Origin of the sequence: Simiduia curdlanivorans, from assembly GCF_030409605.1 — a bacterium.
Lineage (GTDB): Bacteria > Pseudomonadota > Gammaproteobacteria > Pseudomonadales > Cellvibrionaceae > Simiduia > Simiduia curdlanivorans.
Genome location: NZ_JAUFQG010000006.1, coordinates 155,241 through 173,190, shown reverse-complemented (window position 1 = coordinate 173,190; position 17,950 = coordinate 155,241). Strand labels below are relative to the sequence as shown.

At 51.2% G+C, this 17,950-nt stretch carries 16 protein-coding genes; 15 read left to right on the top strand and 1 reads right to left on the bottom strand.

The window, feature by feature from the left end; translation table 11 throughout:
• Positions 1-44: 44 nt before the first annotated feature.
• From htpG to QWY82_RS14645, 6 genes are all read left to right on the top strand, one after another.
• Positions 45-2,003, top strand: coding sequence for a molecular chaperone HtpG (gene htpG / locus QWY82_RS14670; RefSeq protein WP_290263838.1), 1,959 nt, complete (start codon positions 45-47; stop codon positions 2,001-2,003).
• Between the two features lie 177 nt (positions 2,004-2,180).
• Positions 2,181-3,236, top strand: coding sequence for an NAD(P)H-dependent glycerol-3-phosphate dehydrogenase (locus tag QWY82_RS14665; RefSeq protein ID WP_290263837.1), 1,056 nt, complete (start codon positions 2,181-2,183; stop codon positions 3,234-3,236).
• Positions 3,229-3,534 (top strand): DUF4389 domain-containing protein, encoded by a 306-nt coding sequence (locus QWY82_RS14660; RefSeq protein WP_290263835.1) that lies wholly within the window; start codon positions 3,229-3,231, stop codon positions 3,532-3,534. Before QWY82_RS14665 ends, QWY82_RS14660 begins: the two co-directional genes overlap by 8 nt.
• A 2-nt stretch (positions 3,535-3,536) precedes the next feature.
• Positions 3,537-4,025 carry a phosphohistidine phosphatase SixA gene (gene sixA / locus QWY82_RS14655; protein ID WP_290263833.1) on the top strand — a complete coding sequence of 163 codons (489 nt, stop codon included), beginning with the start codon at positions 3,537-3,539 and terminating at the stop codon, positions 4,023-4,025.
• Positions 4,022-4,936, top strand: a complete 915-nt coding sequence (locus QWY82_RS14650; RefSeq protein WP_290263831.1) for an alpha/beta hydrolase — start codon at positions 4,022-4,024, stop codon at positions 4,934-4,936. The genes sixA and QWY82_RS14650 overlap by 4 nt, the downstream gene beginning before the upstream one ends.
• 91 nt (positions 4,937-5,027) lie before the next feature.
• Entirely contained in the window at positions 5,028-5,828 is an 801-nt protein-coding gene (locus QWY82_RS14645) for a DUF4892 domain-containing protein (protein WP_290263829.1), read from the top strand.
• A 21-nt stretch (positions 5,829-5,849) separates the two neighbouring features.
• On the opposite strand, the gene folE is transcribed toward QWY82_RS14645, so the two are convergent.
• Positions 5,850-6,389, bottom strand: a complete 540-nt coding sequence (gene folE, locus QWY82_RS14640) for a GTP cyclohydrolase I FolE (RefSeq protein WP_290263828.1) — start codon at positions 6,387-6,389, stop codon at positions 5,850-5,852.
• 147 nt (positions 6,390-6,536) lie between these two features.
• Here folE and prmB point away from each other — a divergent pair, with 147 nt between their 5' ends.
• The 9 genes from prmB to QWY82_RS14595 all read left to right on the top strand — a co-directional run bounded on the left by prmB (position 6,537) and on the right by QWY82_RS14595 (position 17,829).
• On the top strand, positions 6,537-7,451 hold the full coding sequence (gene prmB, locus QWY82_RS14635; RefSeq protein WP_290263826.1) for a 50S ribosomal protein L3 N(5)-glutamine methyltransferase: 915 nt from the start codon (positions 6,537-6,539) through the stop codon (positions 7,449-7,451).
• Between the two features lie 59 nt (positions 7,452-7,510).
• On the top strand, positions 7,511-8,605 hold the full coding sequence (gene aroC / locus QWY82_RS14630; protein WP_290263824.1) for a chorismate synthase: 1,095 nt from the start codon (positions 7,511-7,513) through the stop codon (positions 8,603-8,605).
• Positions 8,602-9,762 carry an MFS transporter gene (locus QWY82_RS14625; RefSeq protein WP_290263821.1) on the top strand — a complete coding sequence of 387 codons (1,161 nt, stop codon included), beginning with the start codon at positions 8,602-8,604 and terminating at the stop codon, positions 9,760-9,762. The genes aroC and QWY82_RS14625 overlap by 4 nt, the downstream gene beginning before the upstream one ends.
• A gap of 105 nt (positions 9,763-9,867) precedes the next feature.
• On the top strand, positions 9,868-10,806 hold the full coding sequence (locus QWY82_RS14620) for a hypothetical protein (RefSeq protein WP_290263819.1): 939 nt from the start codon (positions 9,868-9,870) through the stop codon (positions 10,804-10,806).
• 55 nt (positions 10,807-10,861) lie between these two features.
• The gene (locus QWY82_RS14615) at positions 10,862-11,641 is read left to right on the top strand and encodes an amidohydrolase (protein WP_290263817.1); all 780 of its coding nucleotides are present in this window, start codon (positions 10,862-10,864) and stop codon (positions 11,639-11,641) included.
• A 132-nt stretch (positions 11,642-11,773) separates the two neighbouring features.
• Positions 11,774-13,924 (top strand): fatty acid oxidation complex subunit alpha FadB, encoded by a 2,151-nt coding sequence (gene fadB, locus QWY82_RS14610; RefSeq protein WP_290263814.1) that lies wholly within the window; start codon positions 11,774-11,776, stop codon positions 13,922-13,924.
• Positions 13,925-13,941: 17 nt separating this feature from the next.
• Positions 13,942-15,120, top strand: a complete 1,179-nt coding sequence (fadA, locus tag QWY82_RS14605) for an acetyl-CoA C-acyltransferase FadA (RefSeq protein WP_290263813.1) — start codon at positions 13,942-13,944, stop codon at positions 15,118-15,120.
• Positions 15,121-15,533: 413 nt separating this feature from the next.
• The gene (locus tag QWY82_RS14600; protein WP_290263811.1) at positions 15,534-16,925 is read left to right on the top strand and encodes a hypothetical protein; all 1,392 of its coding nucleotides are present in this window, start codon (positions 15,534-15,536) and stop codon (positions 16,923-16,925) included.
• Positions 16,903-17,829 carry a TraB/GumN family protein gene (locus QWY82_RS14595; RefSeq protein WP_290263808.1) on the top strand — a complete coding sequence of 309 codons (927 nt, stop codon included), beginning with the start codon at positions 16,903-16,905 and terminating at the stop codon, positions 17,827-17,829. The genes QWY82_RS14600 and QWY82_RS14595 overlap by 23 nt, the downstream gene beginning before the upstream one ends.
• Positions 17,830-17,950: the final 121 nt, after the last annotated feature.

The following is a 17,950-nucleotide window of genomic DNA, read 5'->3' as shown; positions in this document are numbered from 1 at the left end:
GCGGCCAAGGCAAAGAAATACTGAGATAACAGGAGCTTGCACGCATGAGCGTCGAAAACAATACCGAGAACAACTTCGAGAACAACGTCGAGAGCAACAAAGAAACCCGCGGCTTCCAGACAGAGGCAAAACAACTGCTTCATCTGATGATCCACTCCTTGTATTCGAACAAGGAGATATTTCTGCGCGAGCTGGTGTCCAATGCCTCTGATGCGGTTGATAAACTACGTTTCGAAGCGCTCACCAATGATAGCCTTTTTGAAGGTGACTCAGATCTTCAAGTAAAGGTAGAGTTTGATAAAGAAGCCGGCACCATCACGATTACCGATAATGGTATCGGTATGTCTCGCGCCGAAGTGATCGAAAACTTGGGTACTATCGCCAAATCCGGCACCTCTCAGTTTTTCCAAAACTTGACCGGCGATCAAAAGAAAGATGCGCACCTTATCGGTCAGTTTGGTGTTGGCTTCTATTCTGCCTTCATCGTGGCAAAAGAGGTCGAAGTGTTTAGCCGTCGCGCTGGCACACCGGCGGCTGAGGGGGTGCATTGGGTTTGTAACGGCGAAGCGGAATTCACCGTGGCAGATACCCTGCGCGAAAGCCGCGGCACCACTATCGTAATTCATCTTAAAGAAGACGAAAAAGATTTTGCTGATAACTGGCGCTTGCGTTCAATTATCAAAAAATATTCGGATCATATTTCTATTCCTGTGGTCATGGAAAAGATTAATTATGATGTTGCCGATGATGAGTCGGACAAGAAAGCAGATAAAGCGGCGCCTGAATTTGAAACCATCAATAGCGCTACGGCCTTATGGACCCGTTCGCGCACGGACGTATCTGAAGAAGAGTACAAAGAGTTCTACAAGCACGTATCCCATGATCACGCCGAACCGGTGACCTGGAGCCATAACCGCGTAGAAGGCAACCTCGATTACACCAGCTTGCTGTATGTGCCGGCGCGCGCGCCATTCGATATGTATAATCGCGAAGCCGCTCGTGGGTTGAAACTGTATGTTCAGCGCACCTTTATTATGGATGACGCCGAGCAGTTTTTGCCGATGTATCTGCGCTTTATCAAGGGTGTTGTCGATTCCAACGATTTGTCTTTGAACGTATCGCGGGAAATTTTACAGCAAGATCCAAATATCGATGCAATGCGCACCGCGTTGACCAAGCGCGTGCTGGATATGCTGTCTAAATTGGCGAAAAATGACGTAGAGAAATATGCCAGCTTCTGGAAGGAATTTGGCCAGGTACTTAAAGAAGGGCCGGCGGAAGATTTTGCTAACCGCGAAAAAATTGCCAAATTGCTGCGCTTTGCCACCACACATACCAATGTGGCGACCCAGGACCAATCACTCGAAGACTACGTTGCTCGGATGAAGCCAGAGCAGAAAAAGATTTATTACGTGGCTGCAGAAAACTTCAATACCGCGAAAAGCAGCCCGCATTTGGAGATTTTCCGCAAGAAGGGCATTGAAGTGTTATTGCTGAGCGATCGGGTTGACGAATGGCTTATGGGTCACATGGTCGATTTCGATGGCAAGCCACTACAGGACGTGGGCAAGGGCGCCTTAGATCTGGGTGAGCTGGATACCGATGAGGAGAAAAAGGCCCAGGAGGAGAGCGCCAAGACCCACGCTGATTTAATCGCGCGAGTGAAGAAAGCGCTGGAAGCCCAAGTGTCTGAGGTAAGGGTTACCCATCGTTTAACGGATTCTCCCGCCTGTTTAGTGGTGGGTGATCAAGATATGGGCGCGCAGATGCGTCGATTGTTGGAGCAGGCTGGTCAAAAGGTACCGGAATCCAAGCCAATTTTTGAAATTAATCCAGAGCATCCTTTGCTGCTTAAGCTGGATCAAGAGCCGGACGAAGAGCGTTTCGCGGATTTGGCCATGGTGCTGTTTGATCAGGCGCATTTAGCCGAAGGTGGGCAACTCGAAGACCCTGCGCTCTATGTTGCGCGCTTGAACAAGTTGTTACTGGAACTGAGTCACTAATTCATCGCCCCTGATGAATGGAAAGGCCGTTGCTCGAAAGGGTAATGGCCTTTGTCATATCTTGACCCTACAATTTGCAAGAATAGGGTATATTGAGCGGTACCGGCAGGCGCCATTTGCCGGTTTATATAAAATAATTGATGAGCCTGTACGACTTAGGCAATAGAAGATACTCAAATGACAGAAGCGAATTCTTCCATGTCACCGAAACAAAGTGGAAAGCGCATTGCCGTTCTCGGCGGTGGCAGTTTTGGCACCGCAATCGCAAATATATGTGCCCTCAATAACAACCCAACCTACCTGTGGATGCGCGATGCGGCGCGCGCTGCTTTGTGTCAGCAGGTGCGTGAGAACAGCCATTACGTGCCGGGTTATAAGTTTGCACCTAGCTTGATTGCAACCTCCGATTTACGCGCAGCGGTGGTCGATGCCGATATTGTTTTTGTCTCGGTGCCGAGTTCCGGTTTTCGCGAAGTGGTTCGACTTATTCAACCCTTAGTGCGCGCCGATGCACTTTTGGTGAGCACAACCAAAGGCATCGAAGGCAATGGTTTTACTCTCATGAGTGAAATCTTAGAACAGGAGTTACCCCAGCATCCTGTTGGCGTGCTGAGTGGGCCCAACTTCGCCAAGGAAATTGTTGAACAGCAACAAACAGGAACGGTTATCGCGTCCGATGATGCCAATCTCATTAAAACCATTCAAGCGGTACTGAGTTCTGGTAATTTTCGCGTTTATGCCAATAAGGATAAGCGCGGCGTCGAGCTCGCCGGAGCTCTGAAAAATATCTATGCCATCATCAGCGGTATGGCCACAGCCCTCGGCGCCGGTAGCAATACCCACGCTATGTTAATAACGCGCTCGCTGGCAGAAATGAGCCGAATGGGTAGCAAATTAGGGGCAAACCCGATGACCTTTCTCGGTTTAGCGGGCGTGGGTGATTTAATATTGACCTGTACATCTGATTTGTCGCGTAATTATCGCGTTGGTTTCGCTTTGGGGCATGGGCGAGCCTTAGATGATATCGTGACTGAGTTAGGGCAGGTGGCAGAGGGTGTAAATACACTCCAAGTTGTGGCGCAAAAAGCCAAGCAGATGGATGTGTATATGCCGCTGGTGAAAGGTTTATATGCAGTGATTTTTAATGGCTTGCCCATCAGTGAGGTAGCGCATAAGCTGATGGTGGGTGAGCAAAACTACGATGTTGAATTTATGGGGGAAAGCCATGACTAACGAAAAAGAAACAAATTTAGACAATATTAAAACCAACATCCTTAAGCCTGACCATTGGGTGCGTTTATTATTTATGATTTTATTTGGTTTGGTGTTGCAGGTGGCCAGTATTGTTGTTGGCGTGGTGGTGGTGCTGCAATTTATTTTTGCCTTAATTACCGGTAAAGATAATGAAAACCTGCGTCAGTTAGGCGCTAGTTTGACCGCCTATATTGCCCAAACCTTGGCTTTTTTAACTTACAACAGCGAAGACAAACCCTTTCCTTTTTCCGACTGGCCCGACGCCAAGGACGAGTGAGTTTGGCAAGAACAAAGCTCTATATTTTAAGGCACGGCGAGGCACAAATGCAGGCCGCAACCGATGCCGCTCGGCAATTGACTAATTTTGGTCGTCGGCAGGCGCGGGCACAAGCGGCATGTTTTAAGCCTGAACTGGCTCTTGTCGAACAGGTTTATGTCAGCCCTTTTTTACGTGCGCAGCAAACCGCGGATGAGCTCTTCGCAGAGTTGTCAGGGGCGACGAACGCCTGCCGCCACGAAGCAGCTTGGTTAACCCCGGATGTAGCAATCGAACAGGTGATTCGCGGGTTGGAGCCAGTTATAGCAGGGGCACCGGTTTTGTTAGTCAGCCACCAGCCTTTGGTGAGTCAGTTAATTAGTTTTTTAAGTGATACGCCGGTGTGGCAAGTAAGTATGGATACCGCCTCGTTAGCCTATTTAGAGGTAAGTGTCCTCGCCAAAGGTTTAGCTGAATTGAAATCTATCACGCCCGCATTGGTACCCCGATGACTGTGTTAATAAATCCTGATGTAAGTGCAGCGAACGTACCGGTCGTTGAGCGAGTTTTTACCCTTGCGGGCGGGCGCGAAATTTGTGCTCAAGTTTGGGAAAGACCTGATGCGCCGATATTTCTCGCGCTGCATGGCTGGCTTGATAATAGCGCGTCATTTTCTCGTTTGGCGCCTTTGTTAAATGTCACGGTGATTGCCTTAGATCTAGCCGGACATGGTTTAAGTTATCATCGCAACGCAGAAGCGCCTTACCATATTTGGGACGACCTAATTGATCTCGAAGAAATTGTTGAGCAGCTGGGTGGCGTTGAAGTTGGGTTACTGGGGCATTCGCGCGGAGCGATAATTTGCGCCATGTACGCGGCAATTATGCCAGAGCGCTGCCATCAAGTATTACTCATCGATGGTTTAGTTCCCGAGCCTGTGCCCAGCGCTAAGTTTCCGGCTCAGTTACGCAAGGCTATATTAGAGTTTAAGCGCCACGCGGCTCGCTCCTTTCCCATTTATGACTCAATTGCTGCCGCGGCGAAAATTCGGCACCAAGGAATGTTTCCCTTGAGTGAAATGGCAGCTAATGCCATTGTGGAGCGCGGGACGAAACCGGTTGACGCGGGCGTGACTTGGCGCGTGGACCCTAAATTATTGGCGCCATCCATGATTAAGCTCACCTCAGAACAAATTAACGCGCTCGTTGCGGATATCCAAGTGCCCGCCACGCTAGTGTTGGCAAGTGAAGGAATGCCCAAGCTATTCCCATTTTTCGCTAAAAATTTGCAGTCTTTCTCTAATATAGAAATGGTTAATTTAGTGGGTAGTCATCACCTGCATTTGGAAGATGAAGTGGTGCAAGTGGCAGCGTTATTTAACCAAAAAATTCAACAGCATCAGGGTGATGAAAATCGTGTTTAACACCGAGTTTAAAACTGTGTTCAAAACATTTTCGTCTGTGTTGTTTGCATCATTGTTCGCGTTCGATGCCCTAGCTGAAATGGACTGGCAGATGCCACATGATAGCCGCGTGGTATTTCAAGAGGAGTCCAATGTCGATGACTACCTGTTACTGCTCGGTATTTATAAGCGCATTAATAACGAGTGGCGTACCCAAGGCGCTGAAATTATCAGTGGTCGCCTACAGCGTAAGACCATAGAGTTGCCCAAAGGCATGAGTGAGGCAGCTGCCTATCAGGCTTTTAAAGAGCAGCTTTCAGTCGATCAACGGCGCGAATTGTTTTCTTGTGTCGACCTTTTATGCGGCTCTAGCAACGCTTGGGCAAATACGCATTTTGGTAAGGCAATGCTTTATGGTCTCGACAATAATCAGCGCTATGGTGTGTTTGAAACTCAAGGAGCGGATGGTGCTGTTGCCTACACGGTAATCTATGCTGTTAAGCGTGGGAACGGCAGTGTCTATGTGCAGTTAGAGCGCATTAAAGTGGCGGCTTCCGAGCTCGGGCGGCTGGTGACGTCGACCCATTCGATTGCCACCAGTATCGATGAAAGAGGGTATTTTTCCATTCCATTAAGTTATGGTGAGCGCCAAGGTCTACAAGTTTCCGCGGCCCAGCTCCAGGCAATAGTGGACTATATTCAGAGTCAACGCGGTGCTGCCTTTGTTTTGGTGGGGCACGACTACTCGTCGGGTAAAGATGTTATGAATCTTGCTGAGCAACACGCTCAGCTGGTGTTGGCTTTACTGAAAGCGAAAAATATTAAAGCGCAACTCGACGTTTTTAGTGTGGGTAATTTGGCGCCAGCCGGGCGCGGGCGCCAATCCGTTCGGGTCGATCTGGTGCGCCGATAGCGTCGGCGCGGTTTGTTGAATTTACCGGACTAAGCTTAAAAACTCTGTGCGGGTGGCTGGGTCGTCGCGAAAGGAGCCCAGCATTGCAGAGGTTTTCATCACCGAGTTTTGTTTCTCGACCCCGCGCATCATCATGCACATATGCTTGGCTTCAACAATCACGCCAACACCTTCGGCGCCGGTTACGCTTTTAATTGTCTCGGCAATTTGCAGGGTAAGTTGTTCTTGAATTTGCAGGCGTCTGGCAAACATATCGACGATGCGTGCGACCTTGGAAAGGCCAACAACTTGGCCGGTTGGAATGTAGGCAACATGTGCTTTGCCGATAAACGGCAACAGGTGATGCTCGCACATAGAATAGAGTTCGATGTCTTTAACGATGATCATCTCATTTGAGTCGGACGGGAATAGGGCGCCGTTTACAACCTCGTCGAGGGACTGTCGATAGCCACGCGTTAGAAATTCAAAGGCTTTTGCCGCGCGCTCCGGCGTATCGACAAGGCCGGGCCTGTTGAGGTCTTCGCCGATAGCGGAAATAATATTTGCAAATTCTTGTTTCATTGGGCTCGACCTTGATGACGTTGAGGGTGTGTATTATCGCTATTACGATCCGGAGTGCTAGTGTTTTACGCTTGCTGAAACGAACTGGATGTATTTTTCCCAAATACGCATAATAGCGTTTTTTAGCCACGCCTCAATGGAGCTACCGTGATCAACACCGAATCTAATCCGCTTGCCGAACTCGAGACCTTGAGAGATTGGGTTCGCTGGGGAGCTTCTCGCCTGCTCGAGGCCGGCGTTTTTTTCGGTCACGGCACGGACAATGCGTGGGACGAAAGCCTGCAGCTGGTGTTGCATGTGATTCACATGCGCTGGAGTGAAAATACCCAGTTGCTCGATTGCCGGTTAACGCTAGTTGAACGCGAACAGGTTATGCATTTAGTTGCCCGGCGCGTGAAAGAGCGTGTACCGGTGGCTTACCTGACCGGCGAGGCGATGTTTGCGGGCATCCCATTTAATGTTGACGCCCGAGTTTTGGTGCCACGTTCACCGATTGCGGAATTGATCGAAAACGGCTTTGAGCCCTGGTTGCCGGCACAGCCGCGCAAGGTGTTGGACTTGTGCACGGGCAGTGGCTGTATCGGCATTGCTTGCGCGCTGGAGTTTCCCGAGGCCGAAGTTGTGCTGTCTGATATTTCCGCCGATGCTATAGCGGTGGCTGAGAGCAATATTAGCCGCTACGGCTTGGAGACTCAGGTTCAAACCCTGGTATCCGACGGCTTGGCGGGGCTAAAGGGTGAGCAGTTTGATTTGATCGTGAGCAATCCACCCTATGTGGACGCGCAGGATCTTGCCACTATGCCGCCCGAATATTTGTGTGAGCCCAGTATTGGTTTGGGTTCAGGCCTAGATGGTTTGGACTTTACTCGCTCGCTGTTGCAGCAGGCCCGCGCGCACTTGAGTGATGTGGGCGTGATAATTGTCGAAGTGGGCAACAGCTGGGTAGCGCTCGAGCAGGCGTTTCCGAGTTTGCCGTTTACTTGGCTTGAGTTCGAGCGCGGTGGCCATGGTGTGTTTTTATTAACTGCGCAAGATCTCGACAAGCATTTTGGCAATATTTGAATTGTTTCGCGTATAATTCGCGCCCTTTATTGCGATGCTTTGGATAATTCGGAATCTCTATGTCTGGTAATACCTTTGGAAAGCTCTTTACTGTCACCAGCTTTGGCGAGAGCCATGGCCTTGCGTTAGGCTGCATCGTCGACGGTTGCCCACCGGGCTTGGCGCTGTGCGAAGCGGACATTCAGGCCGAATTGGATCGTCGCAAACCGGGCCAGTCGCGCTATACCACCCAGCGCCGCGAAGCCGATGAAGTCAAAATTCTGTCCGGTGTGTTTGAAGGCAAAACCACGGGCACCCCCATTGGCATGGTGATCGAAAATACCGATCAACGCTCGAAAGACTACAGCAATATTAAAGATCAATTTCGCCCAGCCCACGCAGATTACACCTACATGCATAAGTACGGCGTGCGCGATTACCGCGGCGGCGGCCGCTCGTCGGCGCGGGAAACAGCGATGCGCGTGGCTGCAGGGGCCGTGGCGAAGAAGTATTTGCAGCAGTTTCTCGGGATCAAGGTGCGCGGTTACCTGTCGCAATTGGGCCCCATAATCGTCGAGACTGTGGATTGGGCGCAAGTTGACCAAAACCCCTTCTTTTGCCCCGATGCGAGCAAGGTCCCAGAGATGGAAGCTTACATGCAGGCACTGAACAAGGAGGGCAACTCAATCGGTGCAAAAATAACGGTTGTTGCCGAAGGTGTGCCACCTGGTTTAGGCGAGCCTATCTTCGACCGATTGGATGCGGATTTGGCTCATGGCTTAATGAGTATTAATGCCGTTAAAGGCGTAGAGATTGGCGCCGGCTTCGATGCCGTCGCGCAGAAGGGCACAGAGCATCGCGACGAAATGACCCCAGACGGATTTTTGTCCAACCACGCCGGCGGCATTCTGGGTGGCATCTCATCGGGTCAAGACATCGTCGCGCATATCGCCTTGAAACCGACCTCTAGTTTGCACATACCTGGGCGCAGCATTGATGTGAATGGCGACGCAGTCGAAGTGATCACCAAAGGGCGGCACGACCCCTGCGTGGGTATTCGCGCCACCCCCATCGCTGAAGCCATGATGGCCATTGTGCTTATGGATCACTTCTTACGTCAGCGCGGCCAAAATGGCGGTGTTGTGCACAATATGCCCAACATTACGCCTCGGTGACACCTAACACCTCAGCGCCAATTCCCTATTGGCGCTTATCGAGTTTCTATTTTTTCTACTATGCGTTAGTCGGTGTCTTAGTTCCCTACTGGACACTTTATCTGCAGCATCTTGGCTACAGCCCCTATGAAATAGGCGTCATTGCGGGTCTGCTCATGGCCACTCGGGTGCTAGCACCGAATATTTGGGGTTGGTTGGCCGATCGCTATGGCAATCGCCTGAGCATTATCCGCATCGGTAGCTTTGCCGCGGCGCTCTGCTTTAGCAGTATTTTTATCTCCACCCGCTATCAATGGTTGGTTTGGGTGGTGCTGAGCTTCTCGTTTTTTTGGAACGCAGTACTCGCCCAATTTGAAGTGCTTACGTTGGCGCTATTGGCTCCTCAAACCGGTCGTTACGGCTTAATTCGGCAATGGGGTTCGGTGGGTTTTATTGCCGCAGTCTTGGCTTTGGGTTATGTGTTTGAATGGATCAGCCTTAGCCATTTACCCTTGGTGATCTTTACTTTGTTGTTGTTGATCTGGCTTTCCTCCCTGGCCGTGCCGGATGTGGCTGGCCACAAGGCTGCGCCGCCGGCAACCTCCTTTTGGCTTAAGCTTAGGCAGCCATCGGCCCTGTTATTTTTTCTCGTTTGCTTTTTGTTGCAAGTGAGCCACGGCCCTTACTACACCTTTTACACGATCTATCTGCATGATTTGGGTTATTCGGCGGGCACCATTGGTTGGTTATGGGCGCTAGGTGTGATCGCGGAAATTATTCTCTTTTGGTTCGCACGTGGTTTATTGGTGCGAATAAGCTTGCTCAACCTTTTAGCCATAGCGCTGGCTCTAACTGTTGTACGTTGGTACCTCATTGGCGCTTATCCTCAGGCGATATCCCTTTTACTGGTAGCGCAACTCCTGCATGCGGCAAGTTTCGGTTTGGCGCACGCAGTCGCGATTGAGTGGGTAGGAAACGCCTTTTCTGACAGCTCTCCGGGCCAGGGGCAGGCGCTCTATTCATCCCTGAGCTTTGGTGCTGGCGGTGCCCTTGGCGCGCTGTTAAGTGGTTCGGCTTGGCAGTGGTCGGCAGAATTTACCTTCTTTGGCGCCAGCGCGATTGCCGCCCTGGGCTTAATGGTGGCGCTAAGCCTGAGATTTGTCAGAATAAGAAATTAAGTTTTTAATAACGTATTGCACTCACGCTTGGCTCGTTTTAATGTGAACCTGTAGACACTTAAAACGTGCAGCCCATCATAATCCTAATTTAACAAGGGGCCCCTTATGCAAATGCCATCGCTATTTAGGCCTAAGTTTGAACACCTTCTTTTTACCGGGGTGATACTCGCACTATCTAGTCTTCCGAGTTTTGCTAATCAATGTTTGACCATTCAATGTGATTGCGCGGCGCTGACCTCGGCCGGGGATAAACTGGCCTGTGAAAAACAGCAGCTTTCGCTAGAGACAGATTGCAAGGCCACCGGCAACCTCACGGGTTACTGTCAAATTGCCGGATTAAACGCGTCGCCCTTGCCGTTTAGCCTCTATGATTTGCCACCACAATTCACCACCGAAGACGATGTCGAAAAGTCATTGGCTCTACTCGAGTCTATGTACTGGTCTGCTCAAGAAGATCTGAAAAGTGCAGATAATTATCAAAATAAATCAGCCTATGGCAATTCGCTAACGGTGTATAAAAACCTTTCGGCAACACTGGATCGCGCCTACGGTATTTCCCGCCAAGCCTACGATGGTTGGCGCGCGCTCGATGAGAAGGGTGAAGCTGACGACGTCGCTGAAGCCGGCTATGAAAAACTTCAAGAGTGGGGCGAGCTGCTTTACATCACCGCGCGTGGTCTTTGGGCCGACCGAGCTGAAACTGATCCAAAGCTGCAGAAAAAGCGGTTAGTTCTTGCGATGAACGTGTTGCGCTACGCCGGTAATGCTTTTCAGCAAGCGGCCGAGTTGGCGTCATTAACCAAAGATTACCCCGAGGCGGCACGGGCATGGGAGTCGGCGGCCGAAACATCGGTAGTGATGATCTCTTGGCGTGAACAAACCCGCTCTAAGGCCCAATACATTAATTATTACCGCCAGCAGGGTGTCGCTTCTTGGTACAGGGCGGCTCTCTATTGGGATAAGGATGAGGAGCCTGAACCGGCTACAGAGGCGCGTCTGCAGGCCGAGCGCTTACAGCAAACTGCCGTGGTTAGCGCTCAATGATAGCCAATAGCTTTAACAGCGCTATTGGCGTCTATCAATTCCACCTTGGTCTGCGATGAAAGAGCGTCTTTCTGTTGGCCTGCTGCAGGCCGATTTGATGTGGCAGTCGCCCGAGGAAAATCGCCGTCTTATGACGCGATTACTCGATGAAGAGGGCTTGGGCCTAGATCTCGCGATATTACCCGAAGTGTTTACCACCGGTTTTACCAATGCGGCGCATGAGTTGGCCGAGCCAGCTCAAGGCCCAACGCTCGATTGGATGGCCAATTTGGCGGGGCACAGAAATATCACCATTACCGGCAGCTATTTGGTGCGCGAAGGTGAGCATTTTTATAACCGCTTAATCTGGATGCCGCCGAGTGGCGATTATGGTGTTTACGATAAGCGCCATTTGTTTTCCATGGCTGGTGAGCACAGGACATTCAGTGCTGGTAAGCAGCGGGTTGTGTTTGGCTGCAATGGCTGGCGCTGCTGCCCGATGATTTGCTACGACCTTCGCTTCCCGGTTTGGAGTCGCTCGCGCGCCGATTACGACTTGCTCTTTTATGTGGCCAATTGGCCCGAGGCTAGGGTCGCGCAATGGAGCCGTCTGCTGCCAGCTCGCGCCATTGAAAACCAAGCTTACGTCGCTGGAGTAAACCGGGTGGGCATCGACGGTGAGGGCTTCGTTTACGTTGGCGATAGCCAGATATTTGATAGCCAAGGTGAGCCCATGGCCGAAAATGTCGGTGGTGAAACTATCGTCCGCACCGAGCTCTCCGCCATCAAGTTGGCACAACAGCGCGACAGGTTCCCTGTTTTAGATGATGCTGACGAATTCACCCTCAAACTTTAACCTAGCCCGTCTACACTATTCACCTTTACGGCCTAACAGTTTATAGTATTTAAAACATACGTTTGAATGATCTTGGCTGAAGGCGCGTCCATCGGCCTTAAAATGAATTATTTCCCAATCTGAGAGGTTTCCATGGTCTACCAAGGTAAATCAGTTGCCGTGCGAGCGCTGGACAATGGTGTTGCCGAGTTGTGCTTTGATGCCCAAGGCGAGTCGGTCAACAAGTTTGATGTCGCGACAGTTAATGAGCTGAGCGAGGCGATAAGCGCCTTGGAGGCCATGCCCGATCTGCGCGGGGTATTGGCAACGTCGGGAAAAAGCGTATTTATTGTGGGTGCCGACATCACTGAATTCGGTGGCGTTTTTGGTGCAGGGCCGGACGCAGTGATTGCTCATCTGAGTAAAAATAACGAAAACAATAACCGTCTCGAAGATCTCAAGGTGCCCGTGGTGGTGGCTATTAACGGGTTTGCGCTGGGCGGCGGCTTGGAGTTTTGCTTGGCCTGCGATTATCGTATTGCTAGCAGCGCGGCGAAGATTGGCTTGCCGGAAACCAAATTGGGCTTGATCCCTGGTTGGGGCGGCACGGTGCGGTTACCGCGCATCGCCGGCGTCGATACCGCGGCCGAGTGGATCGCCACGGGTAAAGATCAGCGCGCCGACGCGGCGTTAACAGCCGGTGTGGTCGATGCCGTGGTCGAGCCTGAGTTATTGCGGGAGGCCGGCTTGCATGCCCTAGAGCAATGCATGAACGGCAGCTTCGATATTCGAACCCGAAGGGCTCGAAAAACCGGTGCCATGCTGCTGAATGACACCGAGGCGCTGATGGCTTTTGAAACCGCCAAATCATTTATTGGTGCCCAGGCTGGCCGCAACTATCCAGCACCAGTTGCTGCAGTCAAAGCTATGCAGAAAGCGGCCAAAGCAGATCGCGCCGGTGCGCTGGCGGCGGAAGCTGAAGCCTTTGCTAAATTAGCTCAAGGCTCAGCAGCGCAAGCGCTAGTGGGGCTTTTCTTATCCGATCAGTTAATTGCCAAAAAAGCCAAACAGTGGGAAAAGAAGGCAGACAAGAAAATTGCCCGAGCGTCTGTTTTAGGCGCCGGCATTATGGGTGGCGGTATTGCCTACCAATCGGCACTAAAAGGCACGCCGATAAAAATGAAAGATATTGCCCAGGCGGGTATCGATTTGGGTTTATCGGAAGCGTCGAAGTTACTCACCAAGCAAGTCGAGCGCGGCCGTATGAAGCCGGCACAAATGGCCGAGGTATTGACCCGCATTGAACCCTGTTTGAGTTATCAGGGTTTTGACGCCGTGGATATGGTCGTCGAGGCGGTGGTGGAAAACCCAAAAGTTAAGCACGCGGTGCTGGCTGAAGTTGAACAGTCGCTGGGCGACGATGCCGTGATTGCCTCAAATACCTCAACCATTTCTATTAGCTATTTGGCTCAGGCACTTAAGCGGCCCGAAAATTTTTGCGGTATGCACTTCTTTAACCCAGTACATGCCATGCCGCTGGTCGAAGTAATTCGCGGTGAAAAGACCTCCGATAAGGCCATTGCCCGCACTGTGGCCTATGCCAATGCCATGGGTAAAAAGGCCGTCGTGGTTAACGATTGCCCCGGCTTTTTGGTCAATCGCGTGCTGTTTCCCTATTTCGCCGGCTTTTCAATGTTGCTACGCGATGGCGCAGATTTCCAGCAGGTTGATCGCGTCATGCAGGCCTGGGGTTGGCCCATGGGCCCAGCCTATTTACTCGACGTGGTCGGTATTGATACGGCTGCTCATTGCGAAGCTGTGATGGCCGAAGGTTTTCCAACGCGCATGGGTAAAACCTTTAAGGCGTGTACAGATGTGATGTACGAAGCGGGGCGATACGGTCAGAAAAACAGCCTGGGCTTTTATCGCTATGAAGCCGATAAAAAGGGTAAACCAGCGAAGCTGGTAGACGACAAAACCTACCAATTGCTCAAGCCTCACTGCGCCGAAACTAAAGAATTTAGCGACGAAGAAATTATCGCCCGCATGATGGTGCCCATGGTCACGGAGATGGCGCGCTGCTTGGAAGAGGGCGTGGTTGAAACGGCGGCAGAAGCCGATATGTCGTTAATATACGGCCTGGGTTTTCCACCTTTCAGGGGTGGTGTATTTCGCTGGGTAGATAGCCTTGGCGTTGAGGCGGTGGTAGCGATGGCGAAGCAATACCAAGCCTTGGGCGAACTCTATCAGCCAACCGACGGCATGTTAGCGCTCGCAAAAGCTAACAAAACTTATTACGCATAAGCGACGGAGAACCTATTGTGACTTTGAATCCAAGAGACGCTGTTATTGTTGATTTTGGCCGCAGCCCCATGGGCCGCTCTAAAAATGGTTGCTTTCGAAATGTTCGTGCTGACGATTTATCCGTTGCCGTTATTTCGCATTTGTTAGCCCGTAACCCCGAAATTAATCCTGCGGAAATTGACGATGTTATCTGGGGCTGCGTCTTGCAGCGCGAAGAGCAGGGCTTCAACATTGCACGCAATATTGTGTTGCAGGCTGGCCTACCTCACACCATACCAGCGCAAACCGTTAACCGCTTGTGTGGCTCATCCATGAGTGCTCTGCACACGGCGGCGGTTAATATTCGCGCCGGTCAGGGCCATGTATATCTCGTTGGCGGGGTCGAGCATTTGGGGCATCTACCCATGTACGAAGCGGTAAATCCTAACCCCATGTTGGGTTTAACCGTTGCTAAAGCCGCCGGCAATATGGGCATGACGGCGGAGTACTTATCGATGTTGCACGGTATTTCACGTGTGCAAATGGACGCTTTTGGTGCTCGGTCCCATCAGCTAGCGGCGAAAGCGACGGCGGCCGGTATTTTTTCGAGAGAAATTATTCCCGTAATGGGGCACGACAGTCGCGGTTTTCCGGTCATGGTGACGCAAGATGAAACCATAAGACCGGAGACAACCGCAGAAGCCTTGGCGCAATTGCGCCCGGTGTTTGATCCGAAAAACGGCACGGTAACAGCGGGTACTTCGTCCCAGCTCTCCGATGGCGCCTCTGCCATGTTGGTAATGTCGGCGGAGCGAGCGCTGGCCCTTGGCTTAACACCCATCGCCCGCATTACCTCCATGGCTTTGGCGGGTGTTGATCCAAGTATTATGGGTTATGGCCCCGTGCCTTCGACTGAAAAAGCGCTTAAAGCGGCTAACTTGACCATGGATGATGTGCAGGTGGTCGAGCTTAACGAAGCTTTTGCCGCCCAGGCTTTACCCGTGTTAAAAGATTTGCAGCTGCTCGAGGTGATGGAGGATAAAGTCAATCTTTATGGCGGCGCCATCGCCTTAGGGCACCCCTTCGGCTGCTCGGGCACGCGCATTACCGGTACTTTGTTAACGGCGATGAAAAATAAAGACGCTGCTATCGGCGTGTCTACCATGTGCATCGGTTTAGGGCAGGGCATTACTACGGTAATTGAGCGACTTAACTAATCCACTTGTTTGAGCCCGCCCTACCACAAGGCCCGCTTCGGCGCACTGCTGTCCACTGTTATGTCGCGGAAGAGTTTGGCGCCCCTACTAGGGACCGTCACCCGCATGGGTTGCTATCGCTGCAAAGCATGCTTTGCAGCGATAGCAACGCCCACAATGTGTCATTGTGGGCCGGTCCCAAAGGGCGGGTGTTGAGACTACAAGGATGTATTCACGTCGTGTCGCTAGTGCGGGCACCAAACTCATGTCCAAGTACATGCCGAGATGTCGCATCTGTTGTGAGGCTTAAAGCCTAACGTGGTCATATCGCTTTTGTCGGACAGCAGTGGCTTCGGCAGGCTTTTTTATGCCGTGGTGAAACGGCGACTATCTGGTAAACTTGCCTGCTTTAAAATCCGTAGGCTGGGGTGCTGGTGGAACAAAATATAAACCTTAACCTTGACCTAAACCAAGGGCAGACGGCAGAGGCAGCGCTGGCATCAGCCGCTGATGCTCATTTACCGGTTCAGTGTGCTGTGGTTGAGCAAAGGCTGGAGCAATACTATCTGCCAGATGCCCCCGCAATAGCGCTCTCTGTTATCGCTTGGCTGAAAAGCGGCAAACCGGTTCTCGTTTGCATATTTGACACCTCAGCACCCTTACTCGAGCCCCTGCCGAAAAATTTGTTTAGTCAGCGCGCTGCATTGCTTGCATGGGCGAAAAAAAATGCTCTTGCTTGTATCGCACTTGACCAGCCCCTGATTTTGTCGCCTGTTCATATTGCTAAACCTTGGGGCGAGGAAATATGGTTTACCGGAATCGAGGCGAGGGGCCAGTCAAAGGTTCTCGATAGCGCCGGCCTGAGTGTTCCATTGCCATGGCTGCTTGAAACCTTTCCCCAGGCGCTAACGAACAGTTATTCGCGCGATGTTATTCTGCTAAAAATTCTTGCGCCTCTGCCTGAGCCTGTTTACGGCGACCTTTACTTCGAAATGCACGAAAAAAAGCGCGAAGTTTACGTGGTTACCCATGTGGACCAAACTGCTTGGCCAGATGCCGTAGGTGGCATTCGTTTTGGCTTTTGTCAGGCTAAGCGGGCAGAGTTTGCAAGCGATGCTGATTTCCGCGCCGCTTATTTAACTGCGGTTAAATGTTACGAGCGCGTGCGACGAAAAATCGATAGTATTTTTGATGGTTTTCGCCAGGACCTGGGTATTGCCATTAACGAGCCAGTTAATGCCGACACTATTAAGCGCTGGGTGGCTCGATTGCCCAGTGAGTTAAGTCAGCAAGAGCTAGCGCTTCGGCAGGCCTTGGATGCTTATGCTACGGTTAAAAATTTGTCCGTTGGCGATGTGGTAAAGGTTCCCTGTTTTACACCACACTCTCTGCTGCATGGCGTGACAACCGTAGAGTTTCAAACGCCAGTGTACGAGCGAAAAATTTTGTCCTTTGCTCAAAAAGTATTGACCCAGCCGCACTGGGATACAGAATCTGCTATGTCCGATGTTAGTGTGGAAGCGCCCTTGGAGGCTCCTTTACCGGTCCTTTTAAATACCGAAGAGGTTCTGCGCGAAGAGGTCGTTAGGTTTGATGATTTTGCCGTAGAGCGCATCACGCTATCGCCGTACAAGTCACTGCATTTAGATTTGGGTGTTGAATACTCCCTGCTGATGGCGGTGCGCGGTGATCTAAATATTGATGGCTGTGGTCAGCTGCCCGCTATGCAAGCGCGATTGCTTCCCGCCGCACTGAGTGAAGTCAAATTGGAAAATGCCGGTGCCGATGAGGTTGTTTTTCTTTATGCCTATCCCTTGGTGCGATAAATTGATGAAGCCCTTCGCCGTATTTTTTATCCTTTTAAGTCTGGTTTTTTCAACACCTTTATTGGCTGGTGCAAGGCCCTCTGTGTGGCTGCTTGAAAGTGCCCGCGGCAACATCGTTCTACTCGGTTCAATTCATGTTGGCGACGAAAGTTTCTACCCATTTGACGATGCCGTCGAGCAGGCTTTCGAGACCGCGAGCGCGTTGGTTGTGGAGCTGGATGTCACTGCGTTAGATGGCGCCGAGGTTGCCGCTGCCATTCGCAAGTTGGGTATGTTCGACGACCAGCAGTTGCAAAATAAACAGGGTTTATCGTCGGTGTTAACACCCGGGGCGCAACAGGCCTTGGCCGTATTTTGTCGTGGAGATCTTAAAGTACATTGCCCGCCAGAAGCGCAGATGGAAGCCATGCAACCCTGGTTTTTAGGTTTGCACTTCGCAACGGCCATGCTCGCAAATTCAGGTTTCCAAACCCAGTTCGGTGTAGACAGTTATTTTTTACGTCGAGCCAAAGATAAAGATGTCATTGAATTGGAAAGCTTTACCCAGCAGATGCAAGCGTTTAGTGGTTTGGATGCGAGGGCCCAATCGGATTTTTTAAGCCAGAGTTTGATGGAGTTCAATTCAGGAAGCGATAAGGTTACCGAGTTGGTCGATGCCTGGCGGCATGGCGATGATGATGCTTTGCGACTGCTGGTTTTGGAGCCAATGGTAACGGCGCCGGAGGGGCAGGCTATTTATCGGGCGTTGTTCCAACGGCGCAATTTCTCGATGGTCGAGAAATTGATGGGCCAAGTAAGGGTGGGGGAAAGCCTATTTGTGGTGGTGGGCGCGGGGCATTTACTGGGCCAAGAGGGGTTGCTTAGCCTTTTAAGGGCCAAGGGTTTTATTGCGAGTAAATTTTAGTTTGCAAGGTTATTGAACCGTGCAGATGACTGTGGCACAATCTCCACCCCTTGAGCGCAACCACTCGTTAAATTTCACATTTAATTGAGTAAAAACAAAGAGTTAGCGCTAGTTTTTACTG